The organism is Acinetobacter sp. 228 (genome assembly GCF_048147885.1).
In genome coordinates this window covers 26,988-46,446 of record NZ_JAYWYV010000012.1, presented here as the reverse complement: position 1 = coordinate 46,446, position 19,459 = coordinate 26,988, and the positions used below count along the sequence as shown (strand labels likewise).

The window sequence follows — 19,459 nt, the reverse complement described above, 5'->3', positions numbered from 1 at the left end:
TGGTTAGAATAGGGCCTACCGTGCCAAGATCTTTCTCACGTTGCCTATGAATATTTTAATCGTTGATGATCATCCACTATTTCGTCATGCCCTGATTCAGGCTGTACGTTATAGTCTGCCACAAGCCCAGATTCATGAAACTGCGGCAGTCAATGAATTTTATGAACGTCTAGAAAATGGCCCTGAGCCTGATCTTGTGCTCTTGGATTTAAACCTGCCGGGCGCATCCGGGTTTTCTGCCTTGGTGCATGTTCGCGCACAGTATCCGTCTTTACCGATTATCGTCGTGTCTGCGCATGAAGAAGTCAGCATCATCCAGCGCGCTATTGCGCATGGTGCGATGGGCTATATTCCTAAATCTGCCCACCCAAGCCATATTGGTGAAGCGATTCGCGAAGTACTGGAAGGTGAAATCTGGTTACCACCCAATCTGTCGGCCAATATGAACTTTGATCCGCGTGCTGCCGATGAAACGGCTTTGGCCGAACGGATCCAGTCTTTGACACCGCAACAGTTCCGGGTGTTGATGATGGTAGCTGAAGGTTTATTGAACAAGCAGATTGCTTATGAACTGGATGTATCCGAAGCCACCATTAAAGCCCATGTCACGGCAATTTTCCGTAAGCTGGGTGTACAGAACCGGACGCAAGCAGTATTGGCCATTAATGCGCTGAATATTGAAGACCGCAAAATGTAGGCTTCTGCTATTCGAATTGAAGAAGACCTCATTGGAGGTCTTTTTTATGGAAAAAATTAAGTGAAAAGATATAAAGATATTAGGCGATATAATCCTGTTTGCGGGTAAAATCATCACAAAACAGTGGGTTTAAGGCACATTGCAGTTCATCAATCTGCTCTTCGGTGACATAACCTTTGGATTTTAGATATTCTGCCACGCGATCATCACGCAGACTCAGGAAGGTCGCGTCATATACTCCCAGATCTACAAACAGTGCCGCGGTTTCCAGACTGTTGAAACGGTCCAGATAAACTTCATTGTCATACATCAGGAAGATGTGATCGTCCGGTGCAGTCGGGTCAACATGTAAACGCTGCGCCAGCTCATGTGGGCAAGTTTTGATAAATAACAGATCGGACAGCTCGTCGAACTGGCTGGTATCCAGGCAATCTTCTTCATTTTTGACCTTGCCCAGCCACGCTTTAAATACCAGTACTGCACCACCACGCAGTAGCATGCTCCAGATCTGATGTCGGGTTGCTGCCGGGAGATCCCTGGCTTCAACTTCAAGAGACTGAATTAATTTATCTTCCTGTTCAGCAATCTTTTCAAATAAACCCAGACCTTGTGGCTTGTAGGCATAAGGTTCAAAGACATCAAAATGTAATTCATCAAAGACTTGCAGTGCCAGCGGGACTGCACTCTGATACAGCGTTTCCAGTGCCTGATACTGGGCATCATTCAGCTTGCTGTATTTAAAAATTTGTGTCCAGTCAATGTTTGGCAATAGGGCATTGGCACCATATTGACGGTGAAACTGCTGAGTCTGATTCAAGTCATGGTTTTGATCTATGTTCATGTGAAGAACTCCGATATACAGAAAAATAGATCAGCTGCCAAAGGAATCAAGGCATGTATATGAGATGGAAACTGATCGTTTCTTTTCCTCTATTTTTAAAGCCAAGTGCAGGGGATAAAACATACGACTAAAGTTATAGGAATAAAAAATCGATCTTTAATTTTTATAAAAAACATCAGCATAAATAATTGTAACTAAGTGTACACATGACCATTAATACATTCGTCAGTTTTTGCCATAGTGAATTGAAAAATGATCATTTTGGTCAATTTATTGAGCGATATTTTCGGAGTTTTTACTGCTTTTAGCACATTGGAATAAATTTTATGCAATTAAAGTAATTCTATGTAGCAGATGAGTATAAAAAATGCCCATTTCAGGAGCTGAAATGGGCATTGATCGCGGTCAAAATCTGCTCAGGTGTCAGAAATTTTCAGTCCGGATAGCCAAGAACGTAACGAGGCCGGTTTTAGCGGCTTTTTCAGCAGAACAATGTTCAGCTCTTTGAGACGCTGTGGCAGTTCCGGATCGGAATCGGCCGTAATCAGGGCGACCGGAATATCGCTACGCCGATGTTCCAGAATAAAATCCAGACCAATTTTGTCTTGGTTAAGATGTTGATCTATCAACCAGACCTGAATATTTTCCTGTTCAATCAGCTGCTGTGCCTGTTCCGGTTCAGTAGCCTTGAAGACCTGATAGCCCCATTTACTTAATAAGGTGGACATGCCTTCGAGGATGGTTTCATCATTGTCCAGACACAGAATCCTAAAAGCTTTGCTCTTTAAAGGAACAGTCTGGATTGGTGCTGCCACAACTTTCGGTGCTTCAACCACAGGTACTTCAATCATAAAGCAGGAGCCTTTACCCAACTCGGAGAAGACATATACCGGATAGTCCAGCATGCTGGTCATACGCTGTACGATCGCCAAGCCTAAACCAAGCCCCTGTTCACCCCAAGGCGAGGTATGGCCGCAACGTTCGAATTCCTGAAACAGCTTGATGCGCTGTTCTTCAGCAATCCCCGGTCCGGTATCCCAGACGCCAATGCGGATATGATCTGGCTTGCTACCCGAACGTAACACGCCGACCACGACTTTACCTTTTGCGGTATAACGCAGGGCATTACTGACAAAGTTCTGGATAATGCGGCGAATCCATTGCGGATCGGTATCAATCCAGAACTGCACATCATGCACACTGAACTGGATGCCACGCTGTGCAGCAATCGATTTGAACTGGAGTTCCAGATCGCGCAGCAGGTCATGCAGCGGATAAGCCTGACGTTTAGGCTGAATGGTGCCGCCTTCCAGTCGGGCAATGTCCAGTAGGGCCGACAGCATGCTTTCGGCACCATGCAAGGCACGATCCAGTTGCTGCAAGGTCTTGCGGTCTTCGTCATTCTGTACACTTTGTTCAAGTGCGGTACTGAACAGTCGCGCAGCATGCATCGGCTGCAACAGGTCATGACTGGCGGCGGCAATGAAGCGGCTTTTTGACATATTGGCCTTATCTGCCTGTTCCCGTGCCAGTTGCTGCTCGGACAGGGCATCGGCGAGCTGCTGGGTACGGTCCTGAACCCGCGCTTCAAGTACGGCTTCATTTTCACGGAAAGCGGTAATATCGGCAAAAGTAGTAACGAAACCGCCCCCTTCAATCGGATTACCGCGCATCTGAATCACCCGGCCATCTTTACGAATCCGTTCAAATTCATGGGCACTACCGACCTGCATCCAGTGAATCCGCTTACGGACATGTTCTTCCACCGAACCCGGACCACATTCACCACGTTCAGCGTTATAACGAATCAAGTCGGCGATCGGACAACCGACATAGACAATATCAGTGGGATAATCAAACAGTTTCAGATACTGATTGTTCCAGGCCACCAGACACATGTTTTCATCGACCACGCTGACCCCTTGGGTCATGTGATCAATCATGGTCATGATCAGGTTCTGGTTAAAGCGTTGCCATTGTGAGGCCTGATCGAGAATATTGGCGACCTGACCCAAGGCCAGACCATTGTTGACCATGGCGGTAGTAAGCAGGGTACGTGCTGAAGCTGCCCCGATGGTTCCGGCCAGATACTGTTCAGTAAAACGCCACCACATACCATTGGCACTGCTGTTTTCATTCAGCTCAACGCTGTTTTGGGTACAGAACTGCTGGAAAGCACGTGTGGTTGGGCCTTCACCAGTAATTCGTTTGGCCAGGGTAATCAGGTCACCGACTTTTAAACGTGCGACATCCTGATGGGAATAGCTGACTTCGGTAGAAGGACTCTGTGAGGGTAAGGGCTTGGTTTCATAATAGAAGAAACTTTCCGCCTGAATCTGCTCGGCCACACTTGGACGGAAAATACGGGAAATCCAGATATACAGCAGGGTGTTTAAACCCAGCGCCCAGACCACCCCATGCGTCAGTGGGTCAAAAGATTCAAAACCGATCAGGGCTTCTGGTCGTAACCAGTTCCAGCCAAAAGGACCATGAGTGAGCAGGCTTTGGCTGAAGCCTTTATAGGCTTCAGGCAGGCTGCGCAAAATGGTTGGAAACAGCAAAGTATAGGCCCACAGGGCAAAACCAGTTAACAGTCCGGCATATACGCCCTGTTTACTGCCACCGCGCCAGTACAGGCCGCCAATCAGGGCAGGAGCGAATTGTGCCACCGCACTAAACGCCAGCAGGCCAAAAACCGAGAGCTGATCAATATCATTGAAGAAGTTGAAGAACAGAAAGCCCATCAACATTACACCCAGAATGCAGACCCGGCGGGTAAATTTCAGTACCAATGGTAAGCGCTTGTCATGCCGTGAAATCAGTTTTAAGCGCCATAATGCCGGCATAATCAGGTCATTGCTGAGCATGATCGACAGGGCTACGGAAGACACCAGTAGCATGCCGGTAGAGGCAGAAAAACCGCCCAAGAAGGCGAGTAAAGTGAGCCAGTCCTGATTATAGCTGAGTGGTAAAGACAGTACGGCTACATCCGGAATGGCCAGATATTGGGGTGCTGCATGCAATGCCCAGCTGGCAATTGGAATAATCGCCAGGGTAGTTAAAATCAAATAAACTGCGAACCAGCGCCGTGCACCGCGGATATGTTTTTCATCGCGCAGTTCCACCACCGCCACATGGAATTGGCGTGGCAGGCAGATAATTGCCAGTGCCGCCAGAAGGGTCTGAATCCAGAAGCTTTGTGGTACGCCAAACAGTTGCACCTCACGAAAAGTGGTGCTGATATCATGACTGATCTGTGCCATATTTCCTGGTGCTTCAAACATGAAGAAACAGGCCACAGCCAGTAAGGCAAAGAGCTTTACAAACGACTCAAATGCTACAGCCAGCATCAGACCGCCATGCTGTTCAGTATTGGCAATCTGACGGGTACCAAACATCATCGCCAGTATTGCCAGAACCCCGGTCAGAAACAGTACGCCATTGGTCGTGCCGGTTACACCTGCGGAAGGCTCCAGAATGACGGCGGCACTCAGGGCAATCGCACGTAACTGTAAGGCCAGATAAGGCACAATCGCCACCACCGCCAGAATGGTCACCAGCGAGGCGAGGGGGCCACTTTTACCATAGCGGGCAGCGACAAAGTCTGCGATTGAAGAAATAGCATGATGCTGCCGAACCCGTCCCAGACGGCGCCAGATGTCATAGCCGACAGCAACAAAGAGCAGCGGACCCAGATAGATCGGCAGGAAAATAATGCCTTCACGTACCGCAGCACCCGTGGCGCCGTAAAAGGTCCAGGAGGAGCAGTACACTCCTAAAGTTAAACTAAACAATAGCATGCGCCCACGGGTACTCAGCCGGCTGGCATGTTTTTCCCCGTAGAAAGCGCAGATAAAGAGTAATGCGATATAGAGGGCGAGTACCCCTATGATGAGCCAACTGTTCATATAGCCTGATGTGTACTGAGCATGCCGCTATGATAACGCATCGTGAACGCTACAGTTTAAATTGATCATTTTTTAACGACCAAAGTCTAAATTACAAGCACCTACGATTATTGTTAACTTGCAACAGTGATAATTCGAATTAAAAAATAGGCAGCCCAAGGTTGGGCTACAGGAGTAGTAATTATGGATGAGGTACAAGTAGATCGTATTCTACAAAATCCAAAATTCAAGGAAATGGTCCGCAAGAAAAGTATGCTCAGCTGGACGTTGACCGGCATTATGCTATTTGTCTATGTGGGTTTCATGTTGCTGGTTGGTTACAACAAAGAATTTCTATTGTCTTCAATTTCAGGTGGTGTGACCACGTGGGGTATTCCACTTGGTCTGGGTATCATTGTCCTGTCGTTTATCTTGTGTGGTGTGTATTCCTACATTGCCAATAACAAACTTGATCAATTGACTGAAGAAGCAATCCGTGAAGTCGAAGCGATTGCGCATGAAAAAGGACACCACTAAGATGAAATGGAATTCTCTTATTGCCCTGGCGACCACGATAGTGGCTTCAGGCGTTGCATTGGCTGGTCCTGATCTGGGTGCAGCAGAACAGCAGGCGACCAACTGGCACGCGATTATCATGTTTGTGATTTTCGTAGGTGCTACGCTGTTTATTACTAAATGGGCAGCGAAACAAACCACCAATACCAAAGACTTCTATACTGCCGGTGGCGGTATTTCCGGTTTTCAGAATGGCCTGGCGATTGCCGGTGACTATATGTCAGCCGCATCTTTCCTGGGTATTTCCGCGATGGTGTTCCTGTCCGGTTTTGATGGCTTGCTTTATTCACTGGGTTTCATGGTGGGCTGGCCGATCGTATTGTTCCTGGTGGCAGAACGTCTGCGTAACCTGGGTAAATACAACCTGTCAGACGTAGTGTCTTTCCGTCTACAGGAAAAACCGGTACGTACCTTGGCTGCTTTAAGCTCGCTGGTTGTGGTCGCGTTCTACCTGATTGCACAGATGGTGGGTGCAGGTCAGCTGATCAAACTGCTGTTCGGTCTTAACTATAATATTGCAGTGGTCATTGTGGGCTTGTTAATGATGGCCTACGTAATGTTCGGCGGCATGTTGGCGACCACTTGGGTACAGATTATCAAGGCGGTGATGTTATTGTCTGGTGCAACCTTTATGGCATTTATGGTCATGAAAGGTGTAGGCTTCAGCTTTACCAACATGTTTGAACAGGCCATTGATGTCTATGCAAAAGTGCATGACTTGAGCCTGGCAGATGCGACCAAGATCATGGGGCCAGGTAGTCTGGCGTCTAACCCGATTGATGCGATCTCTTTGGGTCTGGCATTGATGTTTGGTACGGCAGGTCTTCCACATATCCTGATGCGTTTCTTCACGGTAAAAGATGCGAAAGAAGCACGTAAATCAGTAGTGGTAGCAACAGGCTTTATTGGTTACTTCTACCTGCTGACCTTCATCATTGGTTTCGGTGCGATCCTGTATGTATCGAATAACCCGCAATTCCTTGATGTTGCGAAAATGGCAGTGACTGGCAAGCTGGAGCTGGTCGGTGGTAATAACATGGCGGCGGTTCACCTGTCTGATGCAGTCGGTGGTGACCTGTTCATGGGCTTTATTTCTGCAGTTGCATTTGCCACGATTCTTGCAGTGGTTGCAGGCTTGACTCTGTCAGGTGCCTCGGCTATTTCGCATGACTTGTATGCCAACGTCCTGAAGAAAGGCCAGACTACGCCTGCCTCTGAACTACGTATGTCTAAGATTGCGACTTTAGGTCTTGCGATCTTCGCGATGATTCTCGGGATTCTGTTCGAGAAACAGAACGTAGCCTTCATGGTAGGTCTGGCGTTCTCGGTTGCAGCATGTGCCAACTTCCCGGTACTGGTATTGTCCATGTTCTGGAAAGGTTTGACGACACGTGGTGCCGTGATTGGCGGTGTGGCAGGTCTGGTGACTGCTGTAACCTTGATTGTACTGTCTAAAGCAGTATGGGTAGATACTTTGGGTATTTCCGATACACCAGTGAATCCGTTCAATGGCCCAGCAATCTTCGCGATGCCATTGTCATTCTTCTGCTGCTGGTTGTTCTCTGTGACGGATAGCTCGGCACAGGCTCAGGCAGAACGCAAAGCCTTTGATGCCCAGTTTGTACGTTCACAAACCGGTCTTGGTATCTCCGGCGCATCGGATCACTAAGATTGGCGTTACACAAAAAAAGTCCCGTGAGGGGCTTTTTTTATGGGGGCATGATTATATTTCTTGTTAAAAGAAGTCCCGTATTGGAATGGATGAGCCAGATTTCTATAGTGTGCTATTTCAGTAATTTTCATACAAATCGCATATCTGCAAGCTGTTTTGAACATGCTATGTTAACGCTGCTTATAACAACAATGCGTTCCCTGCATGACAATAGCAACTAGAAGGTCATTATGAAGCAAACTTTACAGCAGTTCTGGAACAGCTTTACACAGCTGCCTTCTGCATGGCTGTTATGTCTGCAATTGCTGATCCTGATCTTGTCCGTTTTAAGTTATGAAAGTGTGTCTTACCGGGCGGGAACCTGGGTGCTTGGTGTGCTGGTATTACTGGTGATTGCTCGGGTCATTCGCCAGACCCCGATGTTTACTATTCTTGGACTCAGCTTTGTCGCCGGCGCGATTTTATTTTCCTCCCTGATTGTACTGGGGCTGCGTTATACCTGGATCCATGTTACCGCCAACCTGTTTGAAGCCGGGGCTTATTTCAGTGCAGCCTATGGCCTGCTGCGTTATATGTTTCATGATCGCTATCTGACCAAAGATGAACTCTTTGCTGCTGGTGCAGTATTTACCTTGCTGGCCTGGGGCTTTGCCTTCCTTTACAGTATTTGCCAGCTTCTGGTGCCCTACAGTTTTTCGGATCCTGACCTGCACGCCTATCAGCCTTGGCTGGACCTGCTTTTTCTCAGTTTCAGTGTACAGTCTGCAACAGGACTGTCCGATATGATGCCGGTCAGTCCGGTCGCCCGGATGCTGGCCATTGTCCAGATGTTTGTCGGGGTGATGTATCTGGCGCTGATTGTGTCACGCTTAATTGCCTTGCAATATATCTCGCGCCTGCCGCATAAAAATAACGTCAAAGACAGAGAGCACCCATCTGAACACTAAACCTTATATTTTTTATTTTATTTGTTACAGGAACTTAACGGCTTTATTTTTTCTAACCTCCTAAAATAACAGCAGATCTTGCTCTCATAGACTGAATCTGTTCCCGTATTTTAACTTTCTTAATAATTATTTGACGCTGTTTGTCGATCCAATTTTAAAAATGGAGGATGTATGCCTTCTGCGAAACCATCCTGGTTTGCCAATATCAATCCAAATGTTTTTATCAGTACTGTAAGTATTATTGCGATATTTCTAGCGCTGGTCATATTTGCGCCCGATGCTTTTTCACTTCTCACCCAGCAACTGAACCAGTGGATTACTACGTCGTTTAGCTGGTTCTATGTCTTGTCTGTGGCGATATTTCTGATCCTGCTCATTTATATTGCCCTGTCAGACATGGGTAAAATCAAGCTGGGACCTGACCATAGTCAGCCTAAATATAAAAATACCTCCTGGTTTGCGATGTTATTCACCGCAGGGATGGGGATTGGCCTGATGTTCTTTGGCGTAGCTGAACCGGTGATGCACTATGTCACGCCGCCGGCCGGAACGCCTGAAACGGTGCTGGCTGCACAGCAATCTATGCGGGTTACTTTTTTCCACTGGGGTCTGCATGCCTGGGCAATTTATACGCTTGTTGGCCTGTCGCTGGCTTATTTCGCTTACCGGCATCAATTACCCTTAAAAATCCGTTCGGCCCTATATCCGCTAATTGGTCAAAAAATCTATGGTCCGCTTGGAGATGGGGTCGATACGTTTGCCACCATTGGTACGGTATTTGGTGTCGCCACAACACTGGGTTTCGGGGTTACTCAGATCAATTCAGGTTTGAATTACCTGTTTGGTATTGAACAGGCACCTAGCACTCAGGTGATCCTGATCATTGTGGTGAGTGCCATGGCAGCGACTTCTGTGTTTTTTGGATTAGATAAAGGAATTAAACGCTTATCTGAACTAAATTTAGTGCTTGCACTACTGTTGCTGATCTTTGTCTTTGTGGCAGGTCCAAGTATTTACCTGTTGCAGACCACTATTCAGAATGCCGGACAGTATGTTTCAAATCTGTTCAGTATGACTTTTAACCTGTATGCCTATCAGCCAAGTGGCTGGATTGGGGGCTGGACCATCATGTACTGGGCCTGGTGGATTTCTTGGTCGCCATTTGTCGGCATGTTTATCGCCCGGGTTTCAGAAGGACGAAGTATTCGTGAGTTTATCGTTGGCGTACTGCTGATTCCCACTGGATTTACCCTGATCTGGATGGGTTTTATGGGCAATGCCGCACTGTACAGCATTATGCATGAAGCCAATACCAGCTTGCTAGAAGCAGTTCAGCGTGATTCTTCAGTTGCCCTGTTTGAGTTTCTCAGTCATCTGCCTTTCAGTTCAGTGACCAGTATCATTGCGACGGTGCTGGTGATGCTATTCTTTGTGACTTCTGCCGATTCAGGAGCATTGGTGACTGATTATCTGACAGCAAAAAGTGAAAATTCACCGACCTGGCAGCGTCTGTTCTGGACCGTACTCATGGCTTTACTGGCGATCATCCTTTTACTGGCAGGCGGCTTAGAGGCACTGCAATCGGCCACGATCATGAGTGCCTTGCCATTTACCTTCATTATGCTGCTGATGTGCTGGGGTTTAATCAAAGCTTTGCATCTGGATGTCACCAAAATGCATGCACTGCAAGCAGCACGGATCACCCCGCGTGCCATCCAGAATCCGCGTAGCTGGCAACAGCGCTTAGGTCTAATCATGCATTATGCGCATAGCCAGGGTGAAGTACGTGATTATATTGAGACCACGGTCAGCAAAGCATTTAGCAGTTTTCAGGCTGAACTGAAACGGCGGCAGATACAGGTAAAAATTGCTCAACTGGAGGACGGTCTTGAGTTGCGGGTCGATCATCAGGATGAAATGAACTTTATCTATCAGGTCATTGCTACGCAGACTGTAGTACCAAGTTTTATGCCGGATGCTGACTCTCCCCAGTCTTATCAGGCAGAAGTCTTTTTAAGAGAAGGCGGGCAGGGCTATGATGTGATGGAATGGACACAAGAAGATCTGCTTCAGGACATCATTGATCAGTATGAACGTCATCTGCATTTTTTAAGTCTGGTGCGCACACCTGAGTAAACAGCTTCATAAAACAATAAAAAGGACGCATATTGCGTCCTTTTTTACTTCAGTATCTAATCAGAAATTAGAAACGGAATTTCGCATTAAGCGCACCTAGGTGTGCATCATTCGCACCGTATTCACCATCAGCATAAACGTAGCTTGCGCCAAGTGATACTGCTGGAGTCACAAAGTAACTTGCATTCACGCCAACTGCAGAGGTCGGCACGGTAGAGCTCTTGTAGCTGCCATCTGTATAAGAAACACCTAGACCCAGTTTAGGCGTTACATAAAGATCTGTTTTCAGTTGATACATCGTATCTTCGCCAGAAACTAAACCAGCTTCAAAACCGATAGCCATGTCAGTACCATCGATTGGACCTACATATTTAGTTCGTGCGGTGACTGCATCTTTCTTTTCACGGATCGCGCGCGATTCCATAGTTGCACTCATCAGACCATTATTTAAAATGTTGAAAGTATCTAAGGATTCTGTAGCAGCAATATTGGTATAACCTACCGCCATCAGGAAGTTTGGTAAAACCATGGCACCCAGCTCTAGTGCATAACGATCGCCAGAATCATCATTTTGAATTAAAGCAGTGAAATCATTTTTAGCGTCAGTTTTAGAGTGGTTATAAGATGCGCTTGCATATACTGGCACAACACTTGTAGGAATATAGGCTTCACCCTTAATGCCATAAGTGTGTTGTTCTGCATCAAACTCTTCATTTATCGTAACTGGATTACCATTCACATTAACTGTGCGGTTAATATCGGCAGTCAGCTGGCCAAAATTGTAGCCAGCAGAAATGCTGCTTGCTTGATTCAGGAAAGCAGCTTCAGCTAATGGCCCTTTAGAAGCGTCGACATCTTTAAAATAATAAGTCCCTTGTACCCCAACGTTATAGTTACCATCGTTAAGTTCGGCATCGTAATAGCCTACAGTACCTTGTACTTCAGCTTGGTAGGCTTGGGCACCTGTCACAGCAAGTAATAATGCTGATGCTAAATAAACCTTTTTCATACGCATTCCAATTAAGTTAATGAAAAAACATTTGAATTTTCATGAATAAAAGTCAAAAGGTCAACCTTTAATCAGTAGTAAATTGCTAACAAAAAAGGACGCATATCGCGTCCTTTTTTATTTTCAGCATCTAATCAGAAATTAGAAACGGAATTTCGCATTTACACCGATCGTCTGTGTATCACGAACTTGAGCAGTTTTTGCAAGATTCGCTTCATAGTTAGCATTTACATAAGATGCGCCAACTGCAACAGCAGGGGTGATGAAGTAGTTAACGTTCGCGCCCCATGCTTTGTCTGGAGAACCCGTAAAGCTAGATTCCATATAAGAAGCACCTACGCTTAACTGCGGGTTAAGGAAAAGAGTTGTACCTAAGTTGTAGGCAGTGTCTTCGCCATAAACCAGACCGCTTTCAAAACCAACTGACATGTTGGTTCCGTCAATCGCGCCTACGTATTTAGTACGGGCAGTGATTGCATCTTGGTCTCCATTGATTGTTTGAGACTCTAAGCCTGCTTTAATAACACCGTTATTAAACATGTTGAACGCGTCATAAGACGTTTGGTCTGCGACGCTGGTATAACCAACAGCAACCAAGAAATTAGGAATCGGTAATACACCTACTTCTAATGCATAACGGTCGCCATTGTCATCCGCTTGACCACCTTTACCATCAGTAATGGTATGGCTATAAGATGCACTTGCATAAGCAGGAACAACTTGAGTCGGGATGTAAGCTTCACCTTTCACACCAAAAGTATGAGAAGTCTGGTCTTTGGCATCAGCGTCTACATCGTATTCGCCATATGTATAAGCAGCAGAAACGTTTGATGCCTGATTAAGGAAAGCAGCTTCAGCTAAAGGACCTTTAGTCGCATCAACATTTTTAAAGTAGTAAGTACCTTGAACAGCACCAGTGAAATCTTTGTCATTTACAGTATTGTCGATGAACTCTGACTGACCTTGAACTTCGAATTGATATGCTTGAGCACCGGTCATGGCTAATAATAAAGCAGTGGCTAAACCGAGTTTTTTCATGATATTTACCGTTTTGTTACAAGATGTGTACAGCTTGGAACATATTGTATTGTAACAATTTATTAAGTCAATCTGGTCTGCGATAGCTATTTTTTTAAGCTAAATAATTGTATTATTTTTGTGTAAATTTCATGTTTTTGATGAATCTCCTCTTTGTAGAAAAAATTCTTTTATAACAAAAGGTAAACTTTAAAATTAAAATCAAGTTCTAAAATTAAGGAGAAATTATGTTGATATTTTTATTTCTTAATTCAATTAAATTTAAAATTTAGATTGGTAAAATCAATTAATGGGAGGTGGAATTTTCCATAAATATGTCAACAAACTTAAACTATTCAGCTCATCAAATCTTTGATTGGGTTGATTATTTTTTAGCCTAAATAGGTCGGATGGCATGGTGGATGCCTATTTTTTAAGCCAAATAAGAATGTTTTATAATCTTGAGCGAAGCAATCGGCTTTACTTTTTTAAGAGAATTTTACATAATATAAAAATCAAGTTAGAGTTCACACTTTCAGGGTGATTTAGCCTGATTCTCCACAATTTTTTGTTTTATCGGCCCAGCTTTCCCCAAGGTTGGGCTTTTTTTTGCCCCGAATTTTTAATTTTAACGATCCTCGATTCCTGAGTTAAAACACTCAAGACAAAAGCAGATATATTAAGAATTGGATGGCACTAAAATGGTGCAATTTGAAAAGTAAAAATAGAATGAAAAAACTTAATAGTTAAAAAAAACCCCAATTTTCATAGAAAACTGGGGTTTTTTCGCCAAAATTTGCGGGTAAACTAAAATATCTGCTGAGGAATAATTTAACTCGCCCTAATGCGGTGCATTATGCACCTCTTTGTTGCATGTGTAAATAGTGCAGAAAGCAAGTTTTTATATTTTTTTAACTATAAATATTTTCTTATTTTGATATGCGTTTATGTGGGGCTGTAGATATAAAACTCTGCTGTATCGTCTGAAAGGAGCAATAGTACAGATTTTAAGAAGTTTAGATTAAAAAAATTATGAAAAACATAAGCTAACTAAGACTAAAGACTTTAAGAAAATCTGTTTTTATTTGTATAATAAACATTCTATTTGGATTTGTTTGTAATATTGGGGCGTAATACAACAGCATGAATACATTACGCTCTGAGTGGATCAGTAAACGTTTATACGGGTCGATGTCGATTATTATTTTGTGCTTACTCTGCATCTGTATTCCCTTGATCGTCAGTAGCAGTCAAAGCTATTTAAAATCCAGACAAACTTATCAACAACTTAATGCCTTGCAACAGGTCGCTGATCTGGCAAATAAAATTTCGCGTGAGCGCGCACCTGCCAATAAAGCCATGTCCAGTTCGGTGCAAGAATTTGCCAAGCATCAGCAAGAGTTAATCCGCTATCGGCAGCAGGTAGACCAGCAATTGTGCCTGACGACTGAAGTATTGGCAAAAGTCGGTTTTAACGATCTGAATCAGCAACTTTCACAGCTTGAAATCAGTCTGAAAAAAGGACGTGCACAGGTTGATGCTTATACCCGGATGCCACGTCAGCAACGTAATGCACAGGAAATGGATCAGGCAATTCTGGCGATGTTCGCTGCCTGGGAAAGTTGCCGCGAACTTTTGCGGGGTGTGGCAATGACTTCAGATAGCTCATCAACTCATCTAAAGAACTATATTAGCCAGATTCTATTTTTATCTGATTTGCGCGATCAGGCGGGGCGGGTTGCCTCGTCTGTCATGGCGCATGTGACATTTGACACCCCGCTCCCGACAGAAAATATTACCCGCTCTTTACAGACCCAGCATCAGGTGCGTTATCTGTGGTCATTAATTGATACCCTTCAACCTGCTCAAGATAAGACCGAGGAATTCATCCGTTTGCATCGGCGGGTAGAAACCGAGTTTATTCAGCAAGGTTTACCGATCGTCAGCGAGCTGATCGATGATAGTCTGGAGCAACGTGATTACCATTTAAGCGGAACCCAGCTGACTGAAGCGATCGTAGACAAATTTGCGACCGTGGTGGATCTGCAAAATTACCTGCTGCAATACAGTAGAGATGCAGCGATCCGGGAAATGAACAGCAATATGCAGCGTTTGACCTGGAGCATATTGTTGTCGTTGATTTCATTGCTGACCGCTATTTCTACCATGGTCTTTGCACGCAAACAGGTTTTTCTGCCGCTGATTCAGGCGCGTCGCCTGCTGTTGAATTTATCTAAAAATTCGGGTCGTCAAAAAATTGATATGCCGCTGCGTGACACGAGCCATTCGGATTCTCTATTTGCAGCCATTCAGAAATTGCAGCAGATGTTGCAGGAACGCGATGCCCTGGAATTTCGTTTAAAGAATATTGCCCACTCCGATTCTTTGACCGGATTATCCAACCGTTTTGCCCTGGAAGAATATATCCGCTTTCTGGAAAATCAGCCGGGTCAATTGAGCCAAACCTGTCTGATGATTATTGATATTGATCATTTTAAACAGGTGAATGATCAATATGGACATATTATTGGTGATCAGGTCATTCAGCTGGTGGCCGAGCGTTTAAAAGCCAATGTCCGTGCTACAGATTTACTGGTGCGTTATGGGGGTGATGAGTTTCTGGTACTGATTGAAAATATCCAGATGCAGCAGGCACTGATTGTGGCTGATAAAATCCGTGCTGAAGTGGCTGAGCGTCATATTGTGACTGCAACAGGAGATGAGATTAAGGTTTCGGTCAGTATTGGCGTAGCGATTGGTGCTGGCTCTTGGATAGCTTTATTGTCAAATGCAGATGATGCTTTGTTTGCGGCAAAGGCCAAAGGACGCAATGCGGTGGCTGAGGTTTAAATACACTGAATAGAATATTTAAAATTAATGTTTTGAAAGCAATCATCCTTAGATTTGGTAATGATAAAAATAGAATAAGTATCGTCCATTTAAATGATTGAAAATTATAAAATTCAGAAAGGTTTAAAATGAGTGAAAATTGTATCTTCTGTCAGATTGTGAAAGGTGAATTACCTTGTCATCTGATCGATGAAAATGAGGATTTTTTGGCTTTCCTCAGTATTTATCCAAATACCCTGGGCGTAACAGTTGTTATTCCAAAACAGCATTATTCTAGTTATGCATTTGAACTGAGCAATCAGGTTCTGGCAAATCTGGTTCTCTACACCAAACAGGTGGCATTAAGGCTGGATCATTATTTTGAAGATGTGGGTCGAACCGGCATGGTATTTGAAGGTTTTGGTGTTGATCATGTGCATGCCAAGTTATTTCCGATGCATCAGACTCAAGGCCTGCATAAGAATTGGCAACCTGTGAATTCGTCAATCGATAAATATTTCGATGCCTATGAAGGATATATTTCATCGCATGATGCGCAAAGAGCAGATGATCAAGAACTGGCGCAATTGGCTAAAGCAATTCGTTCAATAGTCTAGTGAAAGATAAAAAACGGTGAACGAATCACCGTTTTAGCATACTTATTACCTGAATAAAAAATCTCCCTAGCCCTAAGTCCTATATGACGTCAGATAAAGAAGAAAAATCCCTCCTTTTTCAAAGGAGGGTTGGGGAGGATTTAAAAAATAAATCACTTCAACAACGGCTTCAAGAATTTACCTGTATGTGAAGCTTTGACTTTCACTACTTCTTCAGGCGTTCCTTCCGCGACAATCATACCGCCACCCGAACCGCCTTCAGGTCCCAAATCCACCACCCAGTCGGCGGTTTTAATTACGTCCAGATTATGCTCAATCACCACGATGGTATTACCCTTGTCACGGAGCTGATGCAGGATATCCAGCAGTTTGGCAATATCATGAAAATGCAGACCTGTGGTCGGTTCATCCAAAATATACAGGGTTTTACCAGTATCACGTTTGGCCAGCTCGCGTGCCAGTTTGACCCGCTGTGCTTCACCACCGGAAAGGGTGGTAGCAGACTGACCCAGACGGATATAACCTAAGCCCACCTGATTCAGCGTTTCCAGACGACGGTGAATCACTGGAATGGCATCGAAGAAATGCATGGCATCTTCAACGGTCATTTCCAGTACATCGGAAATGTTCTTGCCCTTATAGTTCACTTCCAGCGTTTCACGGTTATAACGTTTGCCATGACAGGCATCGCAAGGCACATACATATCCGGCAGGAAGTGCATCGCCACCTTGATCATGCCGTCACCTTCACAGGCTTCACAGCGACCACCTTTCACGTTAAACGAGAAACGACCGGCAGCATAACCGCGTGCCTTGGCTTCTTGCGTCTGTGAAAACAGTTCACGAATCGGGGTAAATAGACCGGTATAGGTTGCCGGATTGGAACGCGGGGTACGTCCAATCGGACTCTGGTCAATATCCACCACTTTGTCGAGGAACTGCAAACCATCAATCGATTCAAACTTTTCCGAAGTTAAAGTAGTGGCACCATTGAGCTGGGTTGCCGCCAAAGGTAACAAGGTGCGGTTGATCAGGGTAGATTTACCCGAACCGGACACCCCGGTAACACAGGTCATAATACCTAAAGGAATGGTCAGATCGACTTTTTTCAGGTTATGTCCGGATGCCCCCATCAGCTTGATCTGTTCCTCAGGCTTAGGCGGTTGAATCCGTTTTTTCGGCACTTCGATTTTTAATTTGCCGGATAAATATTTTCCGGTCAGCGAGTCAGGATTCGCCAGAATTTCATCATAAGTCCCTTCGGCAATCACATGTCCGCCATGTACGCCGGCACCTGGACCAATATCAATAATATGGTCAGCGGCACGAATCGCATCTTCATCATGCTCGACCACCAAGACGGTATTGCCCAGATCACGCAGACGGATCAGGGTTTGTAACAGACGGTCGTTATCACGCTGATGCAAACCAATCGACGGTTCATCCAGCACATACATGACGCCCATCAAACCGGCACCGATCTGTGAGGCCAGACGAATCCGCTGCGCTTCACCACCAGATAAAGTTTCCGCAGAACGCGACAGGCTGAGATAGTTCAGGCCCACCGAAACCAGAAAGTGCAGACGTTCACGGATTTCCTTGAAAATCTTGTCGGCAATTTCACCCCGTGCACCTTCCAGATGAATGCCTTGATAATAGCTTTCAGCATCGCCAATCGACATGCGGGTAATGTCGGCAATGGTCTTGTCCAGAATTTTCACATTGCGTGAAATTTCATTCAGGCGTGAACCATCACAGGCATCGCAGGCGGCATTGGACAGATACTGTGCCAGATCATCACGCACATAATTACTTTCGGTTTCACGATAACGGCGTTCCAGATGCGGCAAAATTCCTTCAAAGGGAATGACCCGATTATGGCGACGGCCACGTTCATCGATATAACTCAAATCAATTTTTTCTTTGCCGGTGCCGTACAGAAATTTTTTCTTGGTATCGGCATCCAGTTCATTCCACGGCGTTTCTAGAGAAAAACCGAAATGCTCGGCGACTTTCTGGATCATGCTGTAATAATATGGACGCTGACGGTCCCAACCACGAATGGCTCCCTGACTGACGCTAATCTCAGGGTTGGGAATCAGTTTGTCGGCACTGAAATGGCTGCGGGTCCCCAGACCGTCACAGACCGGACAGGCACCAAAGGGATTGTTGAATGAAAACAGGCGTGGTTCCAGTTCAGCCACAGCACGGTCACATTGCGGGCAGGAATGCTTGGCTGAAAACACGCGATCGTTATGTTCGCCTTTCATCCAGGATAAAATCGCGATATCGCCACCGAGACGTAGCGCGGTTTCAAAACTTTCGGCAATACGGTTACCCAGATCATCACGTACTTTAAAGCGGTCGACCACCACTTCAATGGTATGTTTTTTCTTTTTATCCAGCTCAGGTGGTGGATCAATTTCCATGATCTCGCCATCCACACGGGCGCGGACAAAACCCTGACTTTGTAGCTGTTCAAACAGCGCTGTATATTCGCCCTTACGTTCGCGCACGACCGGTGCTAACAATAACAGAGTAGTGCCTTCTTCCAGTGCTTTGACTGCATCGACCATTTCAGTGACTGTTTGTGCCACCATTGGCAGGTCATGTTCCGGACAATAAGGCGTTCCGACCCGTGCATAGAGTAGACGTAAATAGTCATAAATTTCGGTAATAGTGCCTACAGTCGAACGCGGGTTATGGCTAGTAGACTTCTGTTCAATAGCAATAGCTGGGCTTAAGCCTTCGATCGAATCGACTTCCGGTTTTTCCATCTGGGAGAGGAACTGGCGGGCATAGGCTGAAAGCGATTCGACATAACGGCGCTGACCTTCGGCATATAAGGTATCGAAGGCCAATGAGGACTTACCTGAACCAGACAGTCCCGTAATCACCACAAACTTGTCGCGTGGTATATCAAGGTTCACATTTTTCAGGTTATGGGTACGTGCGCCTCGAATACGGATGTGGCTTTGGCTCATGCAAGAATCCTAGAATATTCATCAAAAACTCTTATATGATACCGGATGAAAAATGTTCAAGTGCAAATAAAAGTATTTTAAACGTCAAGTTATGTCGGTGATTGGTCAAAAGATCAGTATAAAAGCAACTATTTAGAAACGGATGATGTATTTTTCCATTGAAATTCTGGCCAACCTTTTTATCAAGACGTTTAAATATGGATTCGACGTCTGCAAAAGGTTGAGTGCATGGAAGTGCAGAGTATCA

The 19,459-nt window shown here is 45.2% G+C and carries 12 protein-coding genes; 7 read left to right on the top strand and 5 right to left on the bottom strand.

Features of this window, described 5'->3' with window-relative positions:
* The first annotated feature begins 46 nt into the window (after nt 1-46).
* Nucleotides 47-697: a response regulator gene (locus tag VXQ92_RS10385; RefSeq protein WP_064095039.1), complete on the top strand. Its 651-nt coding sequence runs from the start codon at nt 47-49 to the stop codon at nt 695-697.
* Nucleotides 698-776: 79 nt separating this feature from the next.
* Here the strand turns inward: VXQ92_RS10385 and VXQ92_RS10380 are convergent, their stop codons facing one another.
* Nucleotides 777-1,538 (bottom strand): hypothetical protein, encoded by a 762-nt coding sequence (locus VXQ92_RS10380; RefSeq protein WP_416681421.1) that lies wholly within the window; start codon nt 1,536-1,538, stop codon nt 777-779.
* Between the two features lie 416 nt (nt 1,539-1,954).
* Nucleotides 1,955-5,446, bottom strand: a complete 3,492-nt coding sequence (locus tag VXQ92_RS10375; protein ID WP_416681418.1) for a PAS-domain containing protein — start codon at nt 5,444-5,446, stop codon at nt 1,955-1,957.
* Nucleotides 5,447-5,629: 183 nt separating this feature from the next.
* Between VXQ92_RS10375 and VXQ92_RS10370 the strand changes: the two genes are divergently transcribed.
* The 4 genes from VXQ92_RS10370 (at nt 5,630) to VXQ92_RS10355 (ending at nt 10,756) form a co-directional block, all read left to right on the top strand.
* Complete coding sequence (locus VXQ92_RS10370; protein WP_004281374.1) at nt 5,630-5,962, top strand: DUF485 domain-containing protein; 333 nt, start codon at nt 5,630-5,632, stop codon at nt 5,960-5,962.
* A gap of 1 nt (nt 5,963) precedes the next feature.
* Nucleotides 5,964-7,670 carry a cation acetate symporter gene (locus VXQ92_RS10365; protein WP_416681415.1) on the top strand — a complete coding sequence of 569 codons (1,707 nt, stop codon included), beginning with the start codon at nt 5,964-5,966 and terminating at the stop codon, nt 7,668-7,670.
* Between the two features lie 233 nt (nt 7,671-7,903).
* Entirely contained in the window at nt 7,904-8,620 is a 717-nt protein-coding gene (locus tag VXQ92_RS10360; RefSeq protein ID WP_064095034.1) for an ion channel, read from the top strand.
* Between the two features lie 171 nt (nt 8,621-8,791).
* Nucleotides 8,792-10,756, top strand: a complete 1,965-nt coding sequence (locus VXQ92_RS10355; protein WP_064095033.1) for a BCCT family transporter — start codon at nt 8,792-8,794, stop codon at nt 10,754-10,756.
* Between the two features lie 67 nt (nt 10,757-10,823).
* Here VXQ92_RS10355 and omp33-36 (VXQ92_RS10350) read toward each other — a convergent pair whose 3' ends face one another.
* Complete coding sequence (omp33-36, locus tag VXQ92_RS10350; RefSeq protein ID WP_064102622.1) at nt 10,824-11,765, bottom strand: porin Omp33-36; 942 nt, start codon at nt 11,763-11,765, stop codon at nt 10,824-10,826.
* A 141-nt stretch (nt 11,766-11,906) separates the two neighbouring features.
* Nucleotides 11,907-12,803 carry a porin Omp33-36 gene (omp33-36, locus tag VXQ92_RS10345; protein ID WP_064102623.1) on the bottom strand — a complete coding sequence of 299 codons (897 nt, stop codon included), beginning with the start codon at nt 12,801-12,803 and terminating at the stop codon, nt 11,907-11,909.
* Between the two features lie 1,122 nt (nt 12,804-13,925).
* Between omp33-36 (VXQ92_RS10345) and VXQ92_RS10340 the strand changes: the two genes are divergently transcribed.
* Entirely contained in the window at nt 13,926-15,632 is a 1,707-nt protein-coding gene (locus tag VXQ92_RS10340) for a diguanylate cyclase (protein WP_416681412.1), read from the top strand.
* Between the two features lie 128 nt (nt 15,633-15,760).
* Nucleotides 15,761-16,228 (top strand): HIT family protein, encoded by a 468-nt coding sequence (locus tag VXQ92_RS10335; protein WP_064095029.1) that lies wholly within the window; start codon nt 15,761-15,763, stop codon nt 16,226-16,228.
* 152 nt (nt 16,229-16,380) lie between these two features.
* On the opposite strand, the gene uvrA is transcribed toward VXQ92_RS10335, so the two are convergent.
* Nucleotides 16,381-19,212 carry an excinuclease ABC subunit UvrA gene (gene uvrA, locus VXQ92_RS10330; protein ID WP_416681410.1) on the bottom strand — a complete coding sequence of 944 codons (2,832 nt, stop codon included), beginning with the start codon at nt 19,210-19,212 and terminating at the stop codon, nt 16,381-16,383.
* Nucleotides 19,213-19,459: the final 247 nt, after the last annotated feature.